At 75.3% G+C, this 16055-nt stretch carries 18 protein-coding genes and 1 pseudogene; 10 read left to right on the forward strand and 9 right to left on the reverse strand.

The window, feature by feature from the left end; genetic code table 11:
* Window positions 1-240 precede the first annotated feature (240 nt).
* Window positions 241-855 carry a maleylpyruvate isomerase N-terminal domain-containing protein gene (locus JOF54_RS04085; RefSeq protein ID WP_210053215.1) on the reverse strand — a complete coding sequence of 205 codons (615 nt, stop codon included), beginning with the start codon at window positions 853-855 and terminating at the stop codon, window positions 241-243.
* A 65-nt stretch (window positions 856-920) separates the two neighbouring features.
* On the opposite strand from JOF54_RS04085, the gene JOF54_RS04090 reads away from it, so the two are divergent.
* Window positions 921-1454: a DUF6886 family protein gene (locus tag JOF54_RS04090; protein ID WP_210053217.1), complete on the forward strand. Its 534-nt coding sequence runs from the start codon at window positions 921-923 to the stop codon at window positions 1452-1454.
* Between the two features lie 21 nt (window positions 1455-1475).
* On the opposite strand, the gene ctaD is transcribed toward JOF54_RS04090, so the two are convergent.
* A complete protein-coding gene (ctaD, locus tag JOF54_RS04095) occupies window positions 1476-3296 on the reverse strand; it encodes an aa3-type cytochrome oxidase subunit I (protein ID WP_210053219.1) in 1821 nt (606 codons plus the stop codon).
* 114 nt (window positions 3297-3410) lie between these two features.
* A complete protein-coding gene (locus JOF54_RS04100; RefSeq protein WP_210053221.1) occupies window positions 3411-3635 on the reverse strand; it encodes a hypothetical protein in 225 nt (74 codons plus the stop codon).
* Window positions 3636-3988: 353 nt separating this feature from the next.
* On the opposite strand from JOF54_RS04100, the gene JOF54_RS04105 reads away from it, so the two are divergent.
* Together JOF54_RS04105 and JOF54_RS04110 are read left to right on the forward strand one after the other, a co-directional pair.
* Window positions 3989-4858, forward strand: a complete 870-nt coding sequence (locus JOF54_RS04105) for a helix-turn-helix transcriptional regulator (RefSeq protein ID WP_210053223.1) — start codon at window positions 3989-3991, stop codon at window positions 4856-4858.
* 107 nt (window positions 4859-4965) lie between these two features.
* Window positions 4966-5187, forward strand: coding sequence for a hypothetical protein (locus JOF54_RS04110; protein WP_210053225.1), 222 nt, complete (start codon window positions 4966-4968; stop codon window positions 5185-5187).
* On the opposite strand, the gene JOF54_RS04115 is transcribed toward JOF54_RS04110, so the two are convergent.
* Window positions 5165-5743, reverse strand: a complete 579-nt coding sequence (locus tag JOF54_RS04115; RefSeq protein WP_210053227.1) for a hypothetical protein — start codon at window positions 5741-5743, stop codon at window positions 5165-5167. The two genes, JOF54_RS04110 and JOF54_RS04115, sit on opposite strands and share 23 nt — an antisense overlap.
* A gap of 42 nt (window positions 5744-5785) precedes the next feature.
* Here JOF54_RS04115 and JOF54_RS04120 point away from each other — a divergent pair, with 42 nt between their 5' ends.
* The 3 genes from JOF54_RS04120 to JOF54_RS04130 all read left to right on the forward strand — a co-directional run bounded on the left by JOF54_RS04120 (window position 5786) and on the right by JOF54_RS04130 (window position 8676).
* Complete coding sequence (locus JOF54_RS04120) at window positions 5786-6796, forward strand: aminoglycoside phosphotransferase/kinase family protein (RefSeq protein WP_210053229.1); 1011 nt, start codon at window positions 5786-5788, stop codon at window positions 6794-6796.
* A 198-nt stretch (window positions 6797-6994) separates the two neighbouring features.
* Window positions 6995-7990: an aldo/keto reductase gene (locus tag JOF54_RS04125; protein WP_210053232.1), complete on the forward strand. Its 996-nt coding sequence runs from the start codon at window positions 6995-6997 to the stop codon at window positions 7988-7990.
* An 83-nt stretch (window positions 7991-8073) separates the two neighbouring features.
* Window positions 8074-8676, forward strand: a complete 603-nt coding sequence (locus tag JOF54_RS04130) for a cyclophilin-like fold protein (protein WP_210053234.1) — start codon at window positions 8074-8076, stop codon at window positions 8674-8676.
* A gap of 21 nt (window positions 8677-8697) precedes the next feature.
* Here the strand turns inward: JOF54_RS04130 and JOF54_RS04135 are convergent, their stop codons facing one another.
* Genes JOF54_RS04135 through JOF54_RS04145 form a run of 3 tightly spaced genes read right to left on the reverse strand, consistent with a single transcriptional unit; the run spans window position 8698 to window position 10590 of the window.
* Window positions 8698-9678, reverse strand: a complete 981-nt coding sequence (locus JOF54_RS04135) for a zinc-binding dehydrogenase (protein WP_210053236.1) — start codon at window positions 9676-9678, stop codon at window positions 8698-8700.
* A complete protein-coding gene (locus JOF54_RS04140) occupies window positions 9675-10115 on the reverse strand; it encodes a MarR family winged helix-turn-helix transcriptional regulator (protein WP_210053238.1) in 441 nt (146 codons plus the stop codon). The genes JOF54_RS04135 and JOF54_RS04140 overlap by 4 nt, the downstream gene beginning before the upstream one ends.
* A 10-nt stretch (window positions 10116-10125) precedes the next feature.
* Window positions 10126-10590, reverse strand: coding sequence for a heme-binding protein (locus JOF54_RS04145; RefSeq protein WP_210053240.1), 465 nt, complete (start codon window positions 10588-10590; stop codon window positions 10126-10128).
* A gap of 359 nt (window positions 10591-10949) precedes the next feature.
* Here JOF54_RS04145 and JOF54_RS04150 point away from each other — a divergent pair, with 359 nt between their 5' ends.
* Window positions 10950-12149, forward strand: coding sequence for an MFS transporter (locus JOF54_RS04150; RefSeq protein WP_210053262.1), 1200 nt, complete (start codon window positions 10950-10952; stop codon window positions 12147-12149).
* A gap of 12 nt (window positions 12150-12161) precedes the next feature.
* Here JOF54_RS04150 and JOF54_RS04155 read toward each other — a convergent pair whose 3' ends face one another.
* Window positions 12162-13073 carry a D-alanyl-D-alanine carboxypeptidase family protein gene (locus tag JOF54_RS04155; RefSeq protein WP_210053264.1) on the reverse strand — a complete coding sequence of 304 codons (912 nt, stop codon included), beginning with the start codon at window positions 13071-13073 and terminating at the stop codon, window positions 12162-12164.
* Between the two features lie 141 nt (window positions 13074-13214).
* On the opposite strand from JOF54_RS04155, the pseudogene JOF54_RS04160 reads away from it, so the two are divergent.
* The 3 genes and pseudogenes from JOF54_RS04160 to JOF54_RS21745 all read left to right on the forward strand — a co-directional run bounded on the left by JOF54_RS04160 (window position 13215) and on the right by JOF54_RS21745 (window position 15655).
* A pseudogene (locus JOF54_RS04160) lies at window positions 13215-13918 on the forward strand (response regulator transcription factor).
* Window positions 13915-15000 carry a sensor histidine kinase gene (locus tag JOF54_RS04165; RefSeq protein ID WP_210053266.1) on the forward strand — a complete coding sequence of 362 codons (1086 nt, stop codon included), beginning with the start codon at window positions 13915-13917 and terminating at the stop codon, window positions 14998-15000. The pseudogene JOF54_RS04160 and the gene JOF54_RS04165 overlap by 4 nt, the downstream one beginning before the upstream one ends.
* Window positions 15001-15076: 76 nt before the next feature.
* Complete coding sequence (locus JOF54_RS21745; RefSeq protein WP_210053268.1) at window positions 15077-15655, forward strand: VanZ family protein; 579 nt, start codon at window positions 15077-15079, stop codon at window positions 15653-15655.
* Here the strand turns inward: JOF54_RS21745 and JOF54_RS04175 are convergent.
* A complete protein-coding gene (locus tag JOF54_RS04175; RefSeq protein ID WP_210053270.1) occupies window positions 15652-15954 on the reverse strand; it encodes an EthD domain-containing protein in 303 nt (100 codons plus the stop codon). The genes JOF54_RS21745 and JOF54_RS04175 overlap by 4 nt on opposite strands.
* Between the last annotated feature and the right edge of the window lie 101 nt (window positions 15955-16055).

Below are 16055 nucleotides of genomic sequence, written 5' to 3' on the forward strand. Positions count from 1 at the left end.
CCTTGAGCAGACAACCACTTGATCGTCGAGCAACATGAGCGCCGAGGAACTTGACGAGCCGAGAAAACCTGGGTGAGGATGTCTCCGCGCCACCGCAGGAGTCCAGCTGGACCCCGCCGGTGGCGTCCCGCAGGAGCACGGAGGGCGACCACGCCGGCCAGCTCTGCCCCTGACCCGGCTTCAGAAGCGCAGGTCGGCGTCAGGGTGCAGGGAGCAGTGCACGGGTGGGCCCCGGCTCCCTCAGAGGAGCGTGGTGCCCGCCGGCAGCGCGGTCCGCCCCGTGAGCGAGCGCAGCAGGGTGGCGCTCCGGCCGTCGGCCACGGCGAGGTCGGCGAGGAGGTGCAGGCTGCTCGCAGCCGCCCGCGGCGGGACCTCCGCGGGCACCCCGAGGGCGGCCGCGAGGTCGGACCCGTGGACGGCGAGCTCGAGGACCCGGGTGGGCAGGTAGTCGCGCAGCCGCATCGCGCCGACGACGGTGGGTACCAGCTCGGACCCGTCGCGGTCCTTCAGCAGGGCGGGCACGCGGGCGACGAGCGCGGCCACTGCGGCGACCGGGTCCTCGCCCAGGTCGCGGCCCGCGGCGCGCCCGCGCTCGGTCACCTCCGGTCCGCCCACCAGCCGCCGGGCCGCCGCGTAGTAGGCGGGCGCCGACGGCACCTCCAGCGCCGGCGGGGCCGGCCGGGCGAGGTAGGTCTCGACGGTGAGCAGCGCGCGGCCGGTGTGGCCGACCAGCGAGCGCACGTCCCACTCCCCCAGCCCGGGCTCCTCCCACCGGTCGCCGACCCGCGCGGTCAGCCCCGCGAACCAGTCGGCCGCGTCGGAGAAGGCGCGGCGCTCGTCCTCCCAGGTGTGCACGGCAGCAGGGTAGAGCTCGACGGCCGGCGCGTGCGAGGGTGGCGGGGTGGCCGCCCGGGGACGTCGTGCGGCCTGAGCCCGGGCAGGTCCTGCACTTCTCGGAGGACCCGCACCTGCGGCGCTTCGAGCCCCGGGTCGCGCCGACCTCGGCAGAACGAGAGCCGCTGGTCTGGGCCGTCGACGCCGCCAACGCGCCGAGCTACTGGTTCCCCCGGGAGTGCCCGCGGGCGATGGCGTGGGTCCGGCCGGGCACCACCGCGGAGGACCGGCTGGCCGTCCTCGGACCGGCCGCCGACCGGGTGCACGTCGTCGAGCACGGCTGGCTGCGGCGGATCCTCGCCGTCCGGCTCTACGCCTACCGCTTCGACGCCGCGGCGTTCCGCCCGCTGGGCGAGCCCGAGCCGCACGCCTTCGTGGCCGACCGCGCGGTGGTGCCGCTGGGACCGCCGGAGCCGGTCGCGGACCTGCTCGGCCTGCACGCCGAGGCCGGCGTCGAGGTGCGCCTGGTCCGCGACCTGTGGCCCTGGTGGCGCACGGTCACGGCCAGCACGGCGGGCTTCAGCGGCATCCGGCTGCGCAACGCCGCCACGCCGGGGTGACGGCGGACGGCGGGGCGGCGTCTAGTTGCCGACGCCCGGCTCCGGCGAGCGGCTCGGGTGCCCCTCCTCGTGGTGGGCGGTCGGGTCGTCGGTGCGACCCTCGGTCCGCCGCTGCAGCTCCTCGCGGCGACCGCTGTCGTCGGGTGAGTCGACCATGCTGTCGTCGAACATCTTGTCGCCATCGGTGCCCTCGTACTCCGACAGGGCGACCTCGGGGTGGTGCAGGTCGAAGGCCGGGGACTCCGAACGGATCCGCGGGATCGAGGTGAAGTTGTGCCGCGGCGGCGGCGACGAGGTGGCCCACTCCAGCGACCGGCCCCAACCCCACGGGTCGTCGTTGTTCACCAACGGGGCGTTCCGCGACTTCCACACGTTCCAGAAGAACGGGATCATCGACGCCCCCAGCAGGAACGCGCCCGCCGAGGACACCTGGTTGAGCACCGTGAACCCCTCGTTGGGGAGGTAGTCGGCGTAACGGCGGGGCATCCCCTCCACCCCCAGCCAGTGCTGCACCAAGAAGGTGACGTGGAAGCCGATGAACAACAACCAGAAGTGGACCTTGCCCAGGGTCTCGTCGAGCATCCGGCCGGTGAACTTCGGCCACCAGAAGTAGAACCCGGCGAACATCGCGAACACCACCGTCCCGAACACCACGTAGTGGAAGTGCGCCACCACGAAGTAGGAGTCCGACAGCTGGAAGTCCAACGGCGGGGAACCCAGGATCACACCCGTCAGACCACCGAACAAGAACGTGGTCAAGAACCCGATCGCCCACAGCATCGGGGTCCGCATCGCGATGTTGCCACCCCACATGGTGCCGATCCAGTTGAAGAACTTCACCCCCGTCGGCACCGCGATCAAGAACGTCATGAACGAGAAGAACGGCAGGTTCACCGCACCCGTCACATACATGTGGTGCGCCCACACCGCCACCGACAGGGCGGCGATCATCAACGTCGCACCGACCAGACCCACATAACCGAAGATCGGCTTCCGGGAGAACACCGGCAAGATCTCGGTGATGATCCCGAAGAACGGCAACGCGATGATGTACACCTCCGGGTGCCCGAAGAACCAGAACAGGTGCTGCCACAGGATCGGGCCACCGTTCGCGGCATCGAACACATGCGCACCCAACGTCCGGTCCGCCTCCAGCACCAACAACGCCGCCGCGAGGATCGGGAACGCGATCAGCACCAGGATCGAGGTGACCAGGATGTTCCAGGTGAAGATCGGCATCCTGAACATCGTCATCCCCGGCGCCCGCATGCACAGGATCGTCGTGATGAAGTTCACCGCACCCAGAATCGTCCCCAGACCGGCCATGTAGAGGCCCATGATCCACAGGTCACCACCCACACCCGGAGAGTTCACCGAGTCGCTGAGCGGGGTGTAGGCGAACCAGCCGAAGCTGGCCGCACCCGACGGCGACAAGAACCCGGAGACGGTCACCAGACCGCCGAACAGGTACAGCCAGTACGACAGCATGTTCAACCGCGGGAACGCCACATCCGGGGCACCGATCTGCAACGGCATGATCGCGTTCGCGAACCCCGCGAACAACGGCGTCGCGAACAACAACAACATGATCGTGCCGTGCATCGTGAAGAACTGGTTGTACGTCTCCCGCGACAGGTACTGCAACCCCGGGAACGCCAACTCGGCACGAATGCCGAGCGCCAGCACACCACCCAACAAGAAGAACGCCATCGAGGTGATGAAGTACAGGTTCCCGATCACCTTGTGATCAGTCGTCGTGATCCACTTCCACGACACCGTCCCCAGCTGACGGGTGGGAGCCGCGACCGGCCGCACCGTCGCCGTGCGCTGCACCGTGGTCATGCGGTCACCTCGAAGCCCCTCGACACCTGTCTGGAAGCGTCCCGGTACCCTGTGGGCGCGGTTTCACCCACGCACCGGTGTGAGCCTGGTCTCCGTCCGCGACCGACGGGTGGCTCAGTCGCGGCGGTCGTCGCCGGCGCCCGGGTCTCCCGGCACCGCGGCGGTGGCCTCGACGAGCACCGACGCGGGGAGGCCGGCCATCAGGGAGTCGTGGACGGCGTGGCGGAGGTCCTCGTCGGCCCGCCCGTAGACCTCCGCGACGCGTTGCGCGAGCCCGGCGACGGCGGCGGCGCGCATCTCGCCGCCCAGGTGATCGCCCGGACCGGTGTGCTGGGTCATGCTGTCTCCGCTGTTCGTCGGACCTTCAACTGAAGCGTAGAGCCACCCCCGGGGGCTGGGACACCCCGTGCGGGAGGCGTGTTCTGTCCTCTTGTGGACATGTCCGCAAGAGGACAGCAGAACCCCTCCCCCCGCCTCTCCGGGGCCTCTAGTGTTGTCCACGTGTCGGGGGCCATGAACCCCCGAGCTTGGTCCCCGACACCTCGATCTGAAGTCCGTGACCACCTGAACCCCCGAGCAGGTGGTCACGGACTTCTGTCGCGTCCGGGCCCGGTCCGGCCCCCGCGCCGGCCCCGCTGAGGTGCACCAGCAGGGCCTCCCACCCCCGGTCGCGCCGCCCTAGGGTCGACGGCATGGACAACCGCGCCGAGGTCCGCGAGTTCCTCACCACCCGCCGGGCCAAGATCTCCCCGCAGCAGGCGGGCGTGCCCGACGTCGGCACCCGCCGCGTCCCCGGGCTCCGTCGCGGCGAGGTGGCCGCGCTGGCCGGGGTCAGCGTCGAGTACTACGCCCGGCTGGAGCGCGGCGCCCTCGCGGGGGCCTCCACCTCGGTCCTGGACGCCGTCGCCCGCGCGCTGCAGCTGGACGACGCGGAGCGCACCCACCTCTTCGACCTGGCCCATGCCGCCGACGGCAGCAGCGCGCTGCGCCGGCGCCGACGGCCGACCCGTCGCTGGACGCCCCGGCCGAGCCTGCAGTGGGTCCTCGACACCATCACCTCCGGGCCCGCCCTCGTCCGCAACGGCCGGATGGACCTGCTCGCCACCAACCACCTCGGCCGTGCCATGCACGCGCCGCTCTACGAGCGGACGCCCGCGGGACCGCCGAACTTCGCCCGCTTCACCTTCCTCGACGAGGACGCGCGGCTCTTCTACCCGGACTGGGACACCGCCGCGGACACGGCCGTGGCCATCCTGCGCACCGAGGCGGGCCGCGACCCGCACGACGGCGCCCTGCACGACCTGGTCGGGGAGCTCTCCACCCGGTCCGAGGACTTCCGCCGCCGCTGGGGACGGCACGACGTGCGGCTCCACGGCGCGGGGAGCAAGAGCTTCCACCACCCAGTGGTGGGCACCCTGGACCTCGCCTACGAGAGCGTCGACATGGTCTCCGAGCCGGGCCTGACGCTGACGATCTACGCGGCCGAGCCGGCCAGCGCCACCGCGGAGGCCCTGCTGCTGCTGGCCTCCTGGGCCGCGACGCAGGCCGTCCCGGCGTCCTGAGGAAGTCCTCGGGCCTCGCTGCGCCGACCCGGAGCGTCGCCAGAGCGGCCCGGCCGAGCCTGAGGAGGTCCGGGCGGGGAGCCCGGCACCGTCCCCGAGGAGCAGCCGTGGAGTCCCGACCGAGCACCGCCCTGTGGAGCACCGCCGCCGGAGCGGCCGCCCGCGACTTCGACTACGGCGTCGGCGACGACCGTCGACGCGCCGAGCAGGAGGTCCGCGCCGGCGTCGCCGCCCGGATCCGGGCGGCCGGCCGGGCCGACCCGATGACGACGTCGCGGGAGCGGCAGGCCTACGAGCTCGCCGCTCTCATCGCGGAGGGCCGCCGCTGAGCGGCCCGCCCGTCGTGGCACCCGCGGGCAGCAGGCCGACGTGGGCCAGCGTCGCCGCGGCGACCTGCCCGGCGGTCAGGGCGTCCGTCACGAGGACCAGCTCGTCGCCGTCGGCCCGGGCCAGCCGCGCCGTGAGCTCGGCGTGCCGCTCCAGGTGCCACTCCAGCGCCCGCGCCCGCTCCGGCGGGTACCGGCCGCGGAGCCGGCCCTCCGTCACCGCGCCGCTCGCGACCAGCCGCACCGAGCGCACCGGCAGCCCGAAGACCCTCGCGTAGCGCTCGCGGTCGGCGCTCGAGGCGAGCACCCCGGCCAGCACCGGCTGACGGGGCCCGACCCTGCGGTGCTGCTGCCAGACCGCCGCCAGCGCCTCGGCCTCGGTGCGCACGTTGTCGGGGTCGTCCGCCGCCGGCGGCCACGACCGGTGGAACCAGTCGACGTCCATCAGGCTGAAGGGCCGGCCCTGCTCGACCAACAGGTCGCCGACGTGGTCCAGCACGGCCGACTTCCCGACGCCGTAGGAGCCGTTGAGGACGAGGACGAAGGTCGGCGGCGGCACCGGCCCAGGGTAGGGAACCGGGGCGAGGTCCATGCTGAGGCCGTGCAGACCGACGACCCGACCGGTGCGGCGGACCCGCTGACGGCCACCGAGCGCGCGGTGCACGGCGACGTCACCCCCGCCGCGCTGCACGCGACGCTGGACCGGTGGCTGCGGGCCAGGCTGGGGAGCGGCATCGCCGCGGTCCGCTTCCGCGCGGGGCGCATCGACGCGGTCCGGGGTCTGGAGCTGGCCGACGGGCGGGCCGTGGTCGTCAAGGCCCACCGGCCCCCGGTCGACCTCGCGGCCGTCGGCGCTGCGGTCGAGGCGCAGCGGGTGCTCGCCGCCGCCGGCTTCCCGTGCCCCCGGCCGCTCGCGGGACCCGAGACGGTGGAGGGCCGGGTGCTGACCGCCGAGACCCTCGTCGTCGGGCCGCGGCCGGATGGCCGGGACCCCGTCGTCCGCCGGCTGCTCGCCGAGGGCCTGGCCCGGCACGTCGCGGTCCTGCGGTCCCGGCCCGACCTCGTCGCACCGGCCGGCGACGGCCCCTCCTGGTGCCGCTACCGGGGAGGGCCGTGGCCGGTCCCGCACGACACGCTGGTCGACCTCCGCACCACCGAGCCCGGCGAGGCCTGGCTGGACGCCTTCGGACGGCGGGCCGCGCAGCAGGTGCTCGACCACCGCGGGGACGACGCCGTCGTCGTCGGGCACGCGGACTGGTACGCCGGCAACACCGCCGTCGTCGACGGCGTGCTGGTGGGGGTGTTCGACTGGGAGCTGGTCGCCGACACCGAGCCGGTCGTCGCCGGCTTCGCCGCCTCGTGCTTCGCCTCCAGCGCGACCGGCGGGGGCGGGCTCTCGACCCCCGAGGAGGTCGCGGCGTTCCTGGCCGACCACGAGCAGGCGCGCGGGCAGGTCCTGTCGGGGCGCCAGCGGCGCGCCGCGGCCGGCGCCGCTGCGTGGATCCTCGCCTTCAACGCCCGGTGGCAGGTGGCGCTGAGGGTCCACGGCGCCTGCGACGAGGGCGTGGTCTCGCTGGTGCGGGAGCGGCAGGAGGACTACCTCGCGGTCTGAGGGCCGGCCCACACAGGGCGCCGGGTGTCTCCACCCGGGTTCGCCACCGGGCGCGGGTCGTGGGCGAGAGGCGCCCTCGCAGGGCATCCCACCCCGGGCCGCGGCCGTCCTAGGGTCGCGGGTGGCCGGCCGGGTGCGTCCCGGCCCGGCCCGGGGACGGCCGTCCGGCCCTGCCCGACCCGTCGTGGAGGAGATCCGATGCAGCAGCGCGCCCTGGGAACCAGCGGTCTGGAGGTCTCGGCCCTCGGGCTGGGCTGCATGGGGGTCACCGGCGCCTACGGCGTCCACCCCGACCCGGCGGCGATGACCGACCTGCTGCACGCCGCCGTCGAGCGCGGGGTGACCTTCTTCGACACGGCCGAGATCTACGGCCCGCACGCGAACGAGGAGCTGGTGGGCGCCGCCCTGGCGCCGTTCCGCGGCCGGGTCGCCATCGCGACCAAGTTCGCCCAGGACGTCGACCCCGTCGAGCGACGCCCGCGCGGCCGGATGCTGCTCCCCGACGAGCTGCCGCAGGCGCTGGACGGCTCGCTCCGGCGGCTCGGGGTCGACGTCGTCGACCTCTACTACCAGCACCGCGTCAACCCCGACGTGCCGGTCGAGGAGTACGCCGGGGCGGTGGGCGACCTCGTCGCCGCCGGGAAGGTGAAGCACTTCGGGCTGTCCGAGGCCGCCACCGCGACGATCCGCCGGGCGCACGCCGTGCACCCCGTGACCGCCGTGCAGAGCGAGTACTCGCTGTGGTGGCGCCGGCCCGAGGAGGGCGTGCTGGAGGTCTGCGCCGAGCTGGGCATCGGCTTCGTCCCCTACAGCCCGCTGGGCAAGGGATTTCTCACCGGCACCGTCGACCCGGGCACCTCCTTCGAGCCCGGGGCCGACATCCGCTCGACCATCCCCCGGTTCGCGCCCGCCGCGATGCAGCACAACACCGCGCTCGTCGACGAGGTCCGCGCCGTCGCCGGGGACCGGGGCGCCACGCCCGGCCAGGTCGCCCTGGCCTGGCTGCTCGCGCGGGCGCCGTGGGTGGTCCCGATCCCCGGGACGACCAAGCGGCACCGGCTCGAGGAGAACCTCGCGGCGGCCGACCTCGTCCTCGAGGCCGACGAGCTGGAGCGGCTCACCGGCGCGTCGGACCGGATCGAGATCCAGGGCGCCCGCTACCCCGACGCGCTGGAGGCCCAGACCGACCTCTGAGCGGCGCCGGCGGGCCCGCACCCTGCCGGGGCGTGCCCCGGCAGGGTGTTCCTCCCCGGTCCCGCCCGGCCTAGCGTCGGGACGTGACCCTCCCCGGACGCCCGCCCCTCCGCCGCCCCCACCTCGCCTCGTCGATCCTGGCGCCGCTGGCCCTCCTGGTGCTCGTGGCCGCGGCGGCGTGCTCCGCGGCGGCCGGCCCGGACGGCGGCGCGCCCGCCGACGGCGCCGCACCCGGCAGCCCGACCCCCAGCAGCCCCGCCCCCGGCAGCGCCGGATCCACGAGCTCAGCGCCGACGAGCCCACCACCCTCCGGGTCGGTCCGGTCCCCGGGCGTCACGGCGGTGCGGGTGGTCGTCGGCGGGACGGCCTTCGCCGCCGAGCTCGACGACACCCCGACGGCCCGGGACCTGGCGGGGCGGCTCCCGGTCACGCTGCGCGTCGACGACCTCGGCGGGGTGGAGAAGACCGGCCGGCTGCCCTTCGCGCTGACGACCGCGGGGGCTCCCCGCGGCTCCGACCCCGACGTCGGCGCCCTGGGCTACTACGCGCCGGGCGAGGACCTCGTGCTCTACCACGGCGACGTCGGGTACCACCCGGGCATCGTCGTCCTCGGCCGCTTCACCACCGACATCACCGCCGTCGGCGACCTCCCGGACGGCACCGAGGTCACCGTCGAGCGGGCCTGAGCGCCCGGCCCGCCGTCCGTCTCAAGTCAGCAGGACGCCCTTGCCGCCGACCCCGCCCGCCTCCATGTCGCGGTGCGCCTGCACGACGTCGTCCAGGCCGTAGACCCGCCCCAGCGGGATCGCCGCCCGGCCGGCCGCGACCGCGTCGAGGAACTCCTGGAGGACCGCGGCGGGCAGGTCGGACGCCTCACCGGAGTAGGCGGTCAGCCGGACCCCGTTGGGCAGCCAGTCCATCGGGTAGAAGCGGTCGATCGTCCACCGGTCGGAGAGCATGCCGGTGAAGCAGACCGTCCCCCCGGGCCGCACCGCCCGGAGCGTGTCGCGCAGGACGTCGGTGCCCACCAGCTCGACGGCCCCGTCGACGCCGCCGCCGCTGAGCTCGCGCACCCGCTCCGCCACGGCCCCGTCGTCGACCAGGACGTGGTCGGCCCCGAGCGCCTCCAGCTCCGCCGCGGCCTGCGGGCGCCGGGTGGTGGCGTGGACCGTCAGGCCCTGCCGCTTCGCCAGCACCACCAGCGCCCGCCCGACGGAGGAGGTGGCGCCGCGGACCAGCAGCGCGTCGCCCGGCGCGGGCCGGACGCCGACGGCGAGCGACCCGTGGGCGGTCTGCAGCATCTCGGGCACCGCCCCCAGCTGCTCCCACGGCAGGTCGCTGGTGAAGGGCACGACCTGGGAGACCGGGACCAGCAGGTGCTCGGCGTAGCCGCCGTCGAGGTCCCGGCCCATCCCGCCCATCAGGGCGGCGACCCGGGTGCCCGGCACCAGCTCGCCGCCCGGTGCCGCGACGACCTCGCCGACGGCCTCGAGGCCGGGGACCCGGGGAAAGCTGCCGCTGCTGCCCAGGCCCTGCCGGAAGTGCAGCTCCGAGCGGTTGAGGCCCGCGGCCCGGACCCGGACGAGGACCTGCCCGGGCGCGGCGACCGGGACCGGCAGGTCGCGGAGCTGCAGCACCTCCGGCGGGCCGGGCCGGTCCACCACGACGGCCCGCATGGTCGCGCTCACGCGGTCACCCCCGCCGGGCTCAGCCGTACCTGCAAGCGGTGCAGCGCCCGGGTCAGCGGTTCGACGTCCTCGTCGCCGAGCGCCCGGTCCACCGCCGTGCGGGCGACCTCGGCCGCCGAGCCCAGCGCCGCCCGGCCCTGCGGGGTGAGCCCGACGAGGGAGGAGCGCCGGTTGGCCGGGTTGGCGCTGCGGGCGACCAGCCCGTCGCGCTCCAGCCGGTCGACGAACTTGCTCGCCGCCCCGACGGTGATCCCGATGTCGTCGCTCAGGTCCTGGACCCGCGCCCGCCCGTCGTAGCGGCCCACGACGCGCAACGCGTGCAACGTCGCGAGACCCACCTGTCCGTGCCGGGCCAGGTCGCGGTCCACCGCGTCCCACAGCCCGACCTCGTAGCGCACCAGCGCGTCGAAGAACTCCATGCCCGTCCCAAGGAGCACCGGACGAACTTCATTCCGCGGAATGACCTTCCGGAGCACCACGATCGGTGGCGCCGAGCCCGCGGAGAGCGTCGACGGCCAGGTCGTGGTCCTCCTCCCCCGACAGGCCGGAGACCGCCAGGACCCCCGCCACCGCGCCGCCCACGACCAGCGGGACCGCTCCCGCGGCCGGGAAGTACAGCTCGACGGGCAGGGCGAACAGGCGGAGGAAGCGCTCCGGGTCGTCACCGGCGTAGGTGGCGTGCACCTCGGCCGAGGAGACGCCGAAGTGCCGGACGACGCGGGCCTTGCGCTCGACCCACCGGTCGTTGTCGGCGCTGGTGCCGGGCAGGGCCGCGTGGAAGACCCGCTGCTCCCCCAGCCAGATCGCGACGGTGACGCCGAGCCGCTCCTGCTGGGCGCGCTCGACGAGGGCCGAGCCGAGCCGCCAGGCCGTTGCGTGGTCGAGGTGGTCGAGGTGCGGCACGGGCTGCATGGGGTCTCCGTCGTCTCGGGCTCAGGGCGTCCGCGGTCCGTCCGGTCGGCGTCCGGCGGCCACCGCGGGCTGCGGGTCGGGGGTCCATCTCCTCACACGCCCTCGTCGGCGGCGACCCCGGGAGGCGGCACGGTGGTCGCGCCCCGGGAAACCAGCGCTCGATGACCCGGCAGCGCCTCCCCGGGCCCCGAACGGGGATCGAGCGCTGGGTTCCCGGGGACGCCCTGCCAGGACACCTCACGGCAGGGCCTTCCCCGACGGCGTCCGACGGGGTGAGGTGGACACCGGGCGTCCGGGGCGCACCCCTGACCCGTCCCCCTGACCGGGCGCCCACCTAGCCGACGACCTGAGGACCCCCCGTGAGCAGCACCACCAGCCCGTCACCCGGCCACGCGCCCGCCAGCACCGAGCGGCTCCCCTGGGCCGCGCTGCTGGTGATGGCGCTGATGGGGTTCCTGCTCATCACCACCGAGACGATGCCCGCCGGGCTCCTGCCGCAGGTCGCGGCCGGGCTGGGCACCACCGAGGGCGCCGCGGGGCAGCTCGTCAGCGCCTACGCGCTCGGCACCGTCGTCGCGACGATCCCGCTGGTCGCCGCCACCCGGGGACTCCGCCGCAAGCCGGTGCTGCTGGTCGGCATCGCCGGCTTCCTCGTGGTGAACACGGCCACCGCCCTGGCGGGCGGCATCGGCTCCGCCCTGGTCGTGCGGCTCCTCGCCGGCGCCTTCTCCGGGCTGCTCTGGGGGATGCTCGCCGGCTACGCGCGCCGGATCACCCCGCCGACGCTGGCCGGCCGGGCGCTGGCGGTCGCCTCGCTCGGCACCCCGGTCGGCCTCGCCGTCGGCACCCCGTTCGGCTCCTGGCTGGGCCGCACCGTCGACTGGCGCTGGTCGTTCGGCACGCTCTCGGTGCTGATGGCGCTCACCCTGGTGCTGGCCGTCACCCTCGTCCCCGACGCCCCGGGCCAGCCGGCCGCCTCCCACCTGCCCGTCGGGCGGGTGCTGCTGCTGCCCGGCGTCGCGCTGGTGCTCGTCGTGATCCTCACCTGGATGGTCGCCCACAACACCGTCTACACCTACGTGTCGGCCTACCTCCGCGCCGCCGACGTCGGGCTGCCCGTCGACGTCGCCCTCGTCGTCTTCGGGGTGGCCGCGCTGGGCGGGATCGCGGTGACGGCCGCGCTGGTCGACCGGGTCCTCCGCCGTCTCGTGCTGGCCAGCATCGCCCTGTTCACCGCCGCCGGCGTGGTGCTGCTGGTCGGCCAGCACTCGACGGCGGCCGTCGTGGCCGCCCTCGTCTGCTGGGGGCTGGGCTACGGCGGGGCCGCCACCCAGCTGCAGACGGCCGTCAGCGAGGCGAGCGGGGAGAACGCCGACGTCGCGAACTCGATGCTCGGCGTGGCCTTCAACCTCGCCATCTTCGGCGGCGGGGTGCTGGGCGCGCTGCTCATCACCGGCGACCCGGGCGTCACCCTGCCGCTGGTCATGGTCGCGCTGCCGCTCGTCGCGCTCGCGGTGGCCGCCGGCGCCCGGCGGACCGCCTTCCCGACCGGCCGCTGACCGGCACCGGGCTCACGACCCCGGACCGGCGACGGCGTCGACCAGCCGCTCGGCCTCGCCGAAGGCGACGCCCAGCGGGTCCGGGCCGCGCTGGCCCAGCACCGCGCCGACGACCAGCACCTCGCGGCCGTCGACCCGCCGGTGCGCGGCGACGACGACGCAGCCCCCGGCGGGCGTCGTCGACCCCGTCTTGACCCCGACGAAGCCGGACCGGCCCAGCAGCCGGTTGGTCGTCACCACCCGGCCGACGGTGGGCAGGGTGACCGCCCGCTGCCGCACCAGCCAGGCGAAGGCCGGGTCCTGCAGCGCGGTCCGGGCCAGCACCGCCTGGTCGCGGGCCGTGCTGCGCGAGCCCGGGTCGTAGCCGCTGGCGTCGACGTAGCGGGTCGAGCCCAGCCCCAGCTCGCGGGCGCGGGCGTTCATCAGCTCGACGAACGCCTCCTCGCTGCCCGCAGTGCGGACGGCCAGCAGGTGGGCGACGTCGCCGGCCGAGGGCAGCAGCAGGGCGAGCAGCGCCTTCCGCAGCGTCAGCCGGTCCCCGGCCCCGAGGCCGACGACCGACTCCGAGCGCGCGCGGCGGCGGTCGGCGTCGGCCACGTCGGCGGCGGTCACCGTGAGGACCGGGCCCTCCTCGCCGACGGCGAGCGGCTCCCGCTCCAGCACGACGAGGGCCGTCATCACCTTGGTGACGCTGGCCACGGGGACCGGCCGCTGGTGCCCGGACCCGTGCACCAGGCCGTCGCCGACCACGACGGCGGCCTGGCCCTCGGCCGGCCAGCGGGCGCCTGCGGCGGGGTCGTCGGCGGTGCCGGGGACGGGCAGCCGCGCCCGCGTCCCCACCACGAGGGCGGCGGCGCAGAGCAGGAGGACGGCGAGGAGGAAGGCGACCGGCAGCAGCCGGCGGGCACGACGGGAGAGGGGCACGGCACCACCGTCGGGTGACCGGTGTCGGGCGGACGTCTCGCGGTCCTTGACGTGGCCTTCACGTCCGGGCGGCGATACTCAGAGCCTGCCGAGACGTCCCGCGTGCTGCCGGGTCGCGGGCCGGGGAACGGGAGGAGCGCCGTGCGGGTCCTGGTGGTCGACGACGAGCGGCTGCTCGCCGACACCGTCGCCGTCGGGCTGCGCCGCCGCGAGATGGCGGTCGACGTCTGCTACGACGGCACCGACGCGCTCGAGCGGCTGACGGTCAACGCCTACGACGTCGCCGTCCTGGACCGCGACCTGCCCGGCCTCGGCGGGGACGAGGTGTGCCGGGCCGTGCACGCGCACGGGCTGCCGACACGGGTGCTCATGCTCACCGCGGCGGCGAGCATCCGCGACCGGGTGGACGGGCTGAGCCTGGGCGCCGACGACTACCTCACCAAGCCGTTCGCGTTCGCCGAGCTGGTCGCCCGGGTGCAGGCCCTGGGCCGCCGGTCGACGGCGGCCGTCCCGCCGTGCTCGACCAGGACGGGATCGTGCTGGACCCCGGCCGGGCGTCGGTGCAGCGCGACGGCCGGCTGCTGAGCCTGACGCCGAAGGAGTACCAGGTGCTGCACGTGCTGCTGCGCGCCCGCGGCGCGGTCGTCAGCACCGAGGAGCTGCTCGAGAAGGCGTGGGACGAGAACGCCGACCCCTTCACCGGCACCGTCCGGGTCACGGTGATGACGCTGCGCCGCAAGCTGGGCGAGCCCCCGGTCCTGCACACCGTGCTGCGCCGCGGCTACCGGCTGGGGCCGGTGGTCGACGCGACGACCGCCGGCTCCCCCGCCGGCCCGGCGACGTGAACCCGACGACCCGGGTCAGCGCGAGCCTGGCCGGCGCCGTGCTGGTCGGCGCCCTGGTGGCGGCCGGGTACGGACCACTGGACGCGACGCTCGGGCAGCTGCGGGAGGCGTGCCTGGCCGACGCCGGCGGCGGGGTGCCGGGCGGCTGGTGCTCGACGCTGGTGCGCTACCCGAACCGGCTGCCCGTCCTCGTGCTGCTGGCCGTGCTCGCCGCCGTCGCCGCGCTGGGCCTGCTGGTCGCCCGCTGGTGCCTGCGCCCCGTCGGGGAGCTGGTCGGCGTCGTCCAGCGGCTGGGGCCGGCCAACCTCGGGCACCGGCTGGACTGGGGACGTCGGCGCGACAGCCTCGGCCGGCTGGGCCGGGCCCTGGACGCGCTGATGGACCGGATCAGCACCGGCTACGACAACCAGCGCCGCTTCGCCGCGAACGCCTCGCACGAGCTGCGGACGCCGCTGGCCGTCCAGCGCACCCTCATCGAGGTCAGCCTGGCCGAGCCGCTGACCGGCGACCAGCTCGACCTCCTCACCCGCCAGCTGCTCGCCACCAACGAGCGCAACGAGCGCCTCGTCGAGGGCCTGCTGGTGCTCGCCGAGGCCGAGCAGGTGCCGATCGGCCACGCCCCGCTGCGGCTGGACGAGGTCGCGGCCTCGGTCGTCGAGGCCTTCGGCGAGCGGGCGGCCGCCCACGGCGTGACGCTGACGCTGAGCGCGGCGCCGACCACCGTCGACGGCGAGCGGGTGCTCGTCGAGCGGCTCGTCACCAACCTCGTCCAGAACGCCGTCCTCTACAACCTGCCGCAGGACGGCCGGGTGGAGGTGCACGTCGGCGACGGGGCGGTGACGGTGGCCAACACCGGTCCCCAGGTGCCCGCCGAGGACGTCGACGCGCTGTTCGAGCCGTTCCGGCGCGGGCGCGGGCAGCGGCTGGACCAGTCCGACGGCGCCGGGCTGGGCCTCACCATCACCCGGGCGATCGCCGCCGCCCACCACGCGACCACCAGCGCGGGCCGCGGCCTCGACGGCGGGCTCCGCATCCGGGTGACGTTCCCCGTGCACCGGCCGGAGGCCGGTCCGGCGTCCTGACGCCGCCTTCACACCCCGCCTGGCACGGTGGAGGACGACCCACCACCCCGACCGACCCTCCCCGAAGGAACCGCGCGTGCTCCTCGACGACCTGCTGCCCGATCGATACCTGCAGCACTTCCTGGCCAGCCCCTCAACGGTCGCGACCGTCGCCGCGCTCGGCCTGCTGGCCGTCGTCGTCGCGCTCGCGGCGCCGCGACGCCGGCTGCTGGTGCTCGCGACCGGTCTCGCCGTGGCCGGCATCGGCGGGCTGACCCTGGCCCCGGCCCGGGGCTGGACGACGCTGACCCTGCTGCCGGACCCGCTGGCGGCGGTGCGGACGGCGCTCGCGCCCTCGCTCGCCGACCTCGGCGCGTGGGCGGTGGCCGACGGCCCGGCGAACGTGGCCCTCTTCGTCCCGTTCGGGCTGTGCCTCGGGCTGCTGCTGCGCCGGCCGTCCGCGGCGTTCCTGGCCGGAGTGGCCCTGACGGTGCTGGTCGAGTCCTACCAGGCGGCCACGGGCACCCGGGTGGGTGCCTTCGCCGACGTCGTGGCCAACAGCCTCGGCGCCCTCCTCGGGGCGGTGCTGAGCGCGGTCGTCCTCGTCGTGGTCGACGGCGTCCGGCGGGCCCGGCCGCGCGCGCGGGGTCTCCGGCCCGTCAGGAGCGGCCGCTAGGCCTCGACGTCGGAGAACAGCCCGGTGAAGCCTGTGCGGGTGGCGCCGAGCCGGCCGAAGAAGTCCCCGGCGGCGGCGGTCGCGACGGCCGCCGAGGCGTCGTCGTAGGAGTCGAAGTACAGGTCCAGCGTCCGGTGCGCCGGGGTCGGGGTGCCGTCCTCCTTCGGCCACACCTTCGCCGACTCGAGGCGCTGCAGCGCGGGGAGGGTGCGGGCGACCGCGACCAGCTCCGGCCAGGCCCGCTCGAAGGCGTCGGGGTCGGCCGGGTTGTCGACGACGAGGGTGATCTTCGTGGTCATGACGGTGTCCTTCGCGCTGGGGGCCGCAGCCCGCGGGGTCGTGCCGACGACGTCATGCTCGCAGGTCGCGACCGGTCCGTCACCGGTCGACGAGCACCCCT

It is taken from the genome of Microlunatus capsulatus (genome assembly GCF_017876495.1).
GTDB lineage: Bacteria > Actinomycetota > Actinomycetes > Propionibacteriales > Propionibacteriaceae > Microlunatus > Microlunatus capsulatus.

Coding starts and splice junctions, on each gene's coding strand:
- JOF54_RS04175 (WP_210053270.1), bottom strand. CDS start 15,954: ATGACCACGAAGATCACCCTCGTCGTCGACAACCCGGCCGACCCCGAC.
- JOF54_RS04125 (WP_210053232.1), top strand. CDS start 6,995: ATGCAGCAGCGCGCCCTGGGAACCAGCGGTCTGGAGGTCTCGGCCCTC.
- ctaD (WP_210053219.1), bottom strand. CDS start 3,296: ATGACCACGGTGCAGCGCACGGCGACGGTGCGGCCGGTCGCGGCTCCC.
- JOF54_RS04105 (WP_210053223.1), top strand. CDS start 3,989: ATGGACAACCGCGCCGAGGTCCGCGAGTTCCTCACCACCCGCCGGGCC.
- JOF54_RS04100 (WP_210053221.1), bottom strand. CDS start 3,635: ATGACCCAGCACACCGGTCCGGGCGATCACCTGGGCGGCGAGATGCGC.
- JOF54_RS04145 (WP_210053240.1), bottom strand. CDS start 10,590: ATGCAGCCCGTGCCGCACCTCGACCACCTCGACCACGCAACGGCCTGG.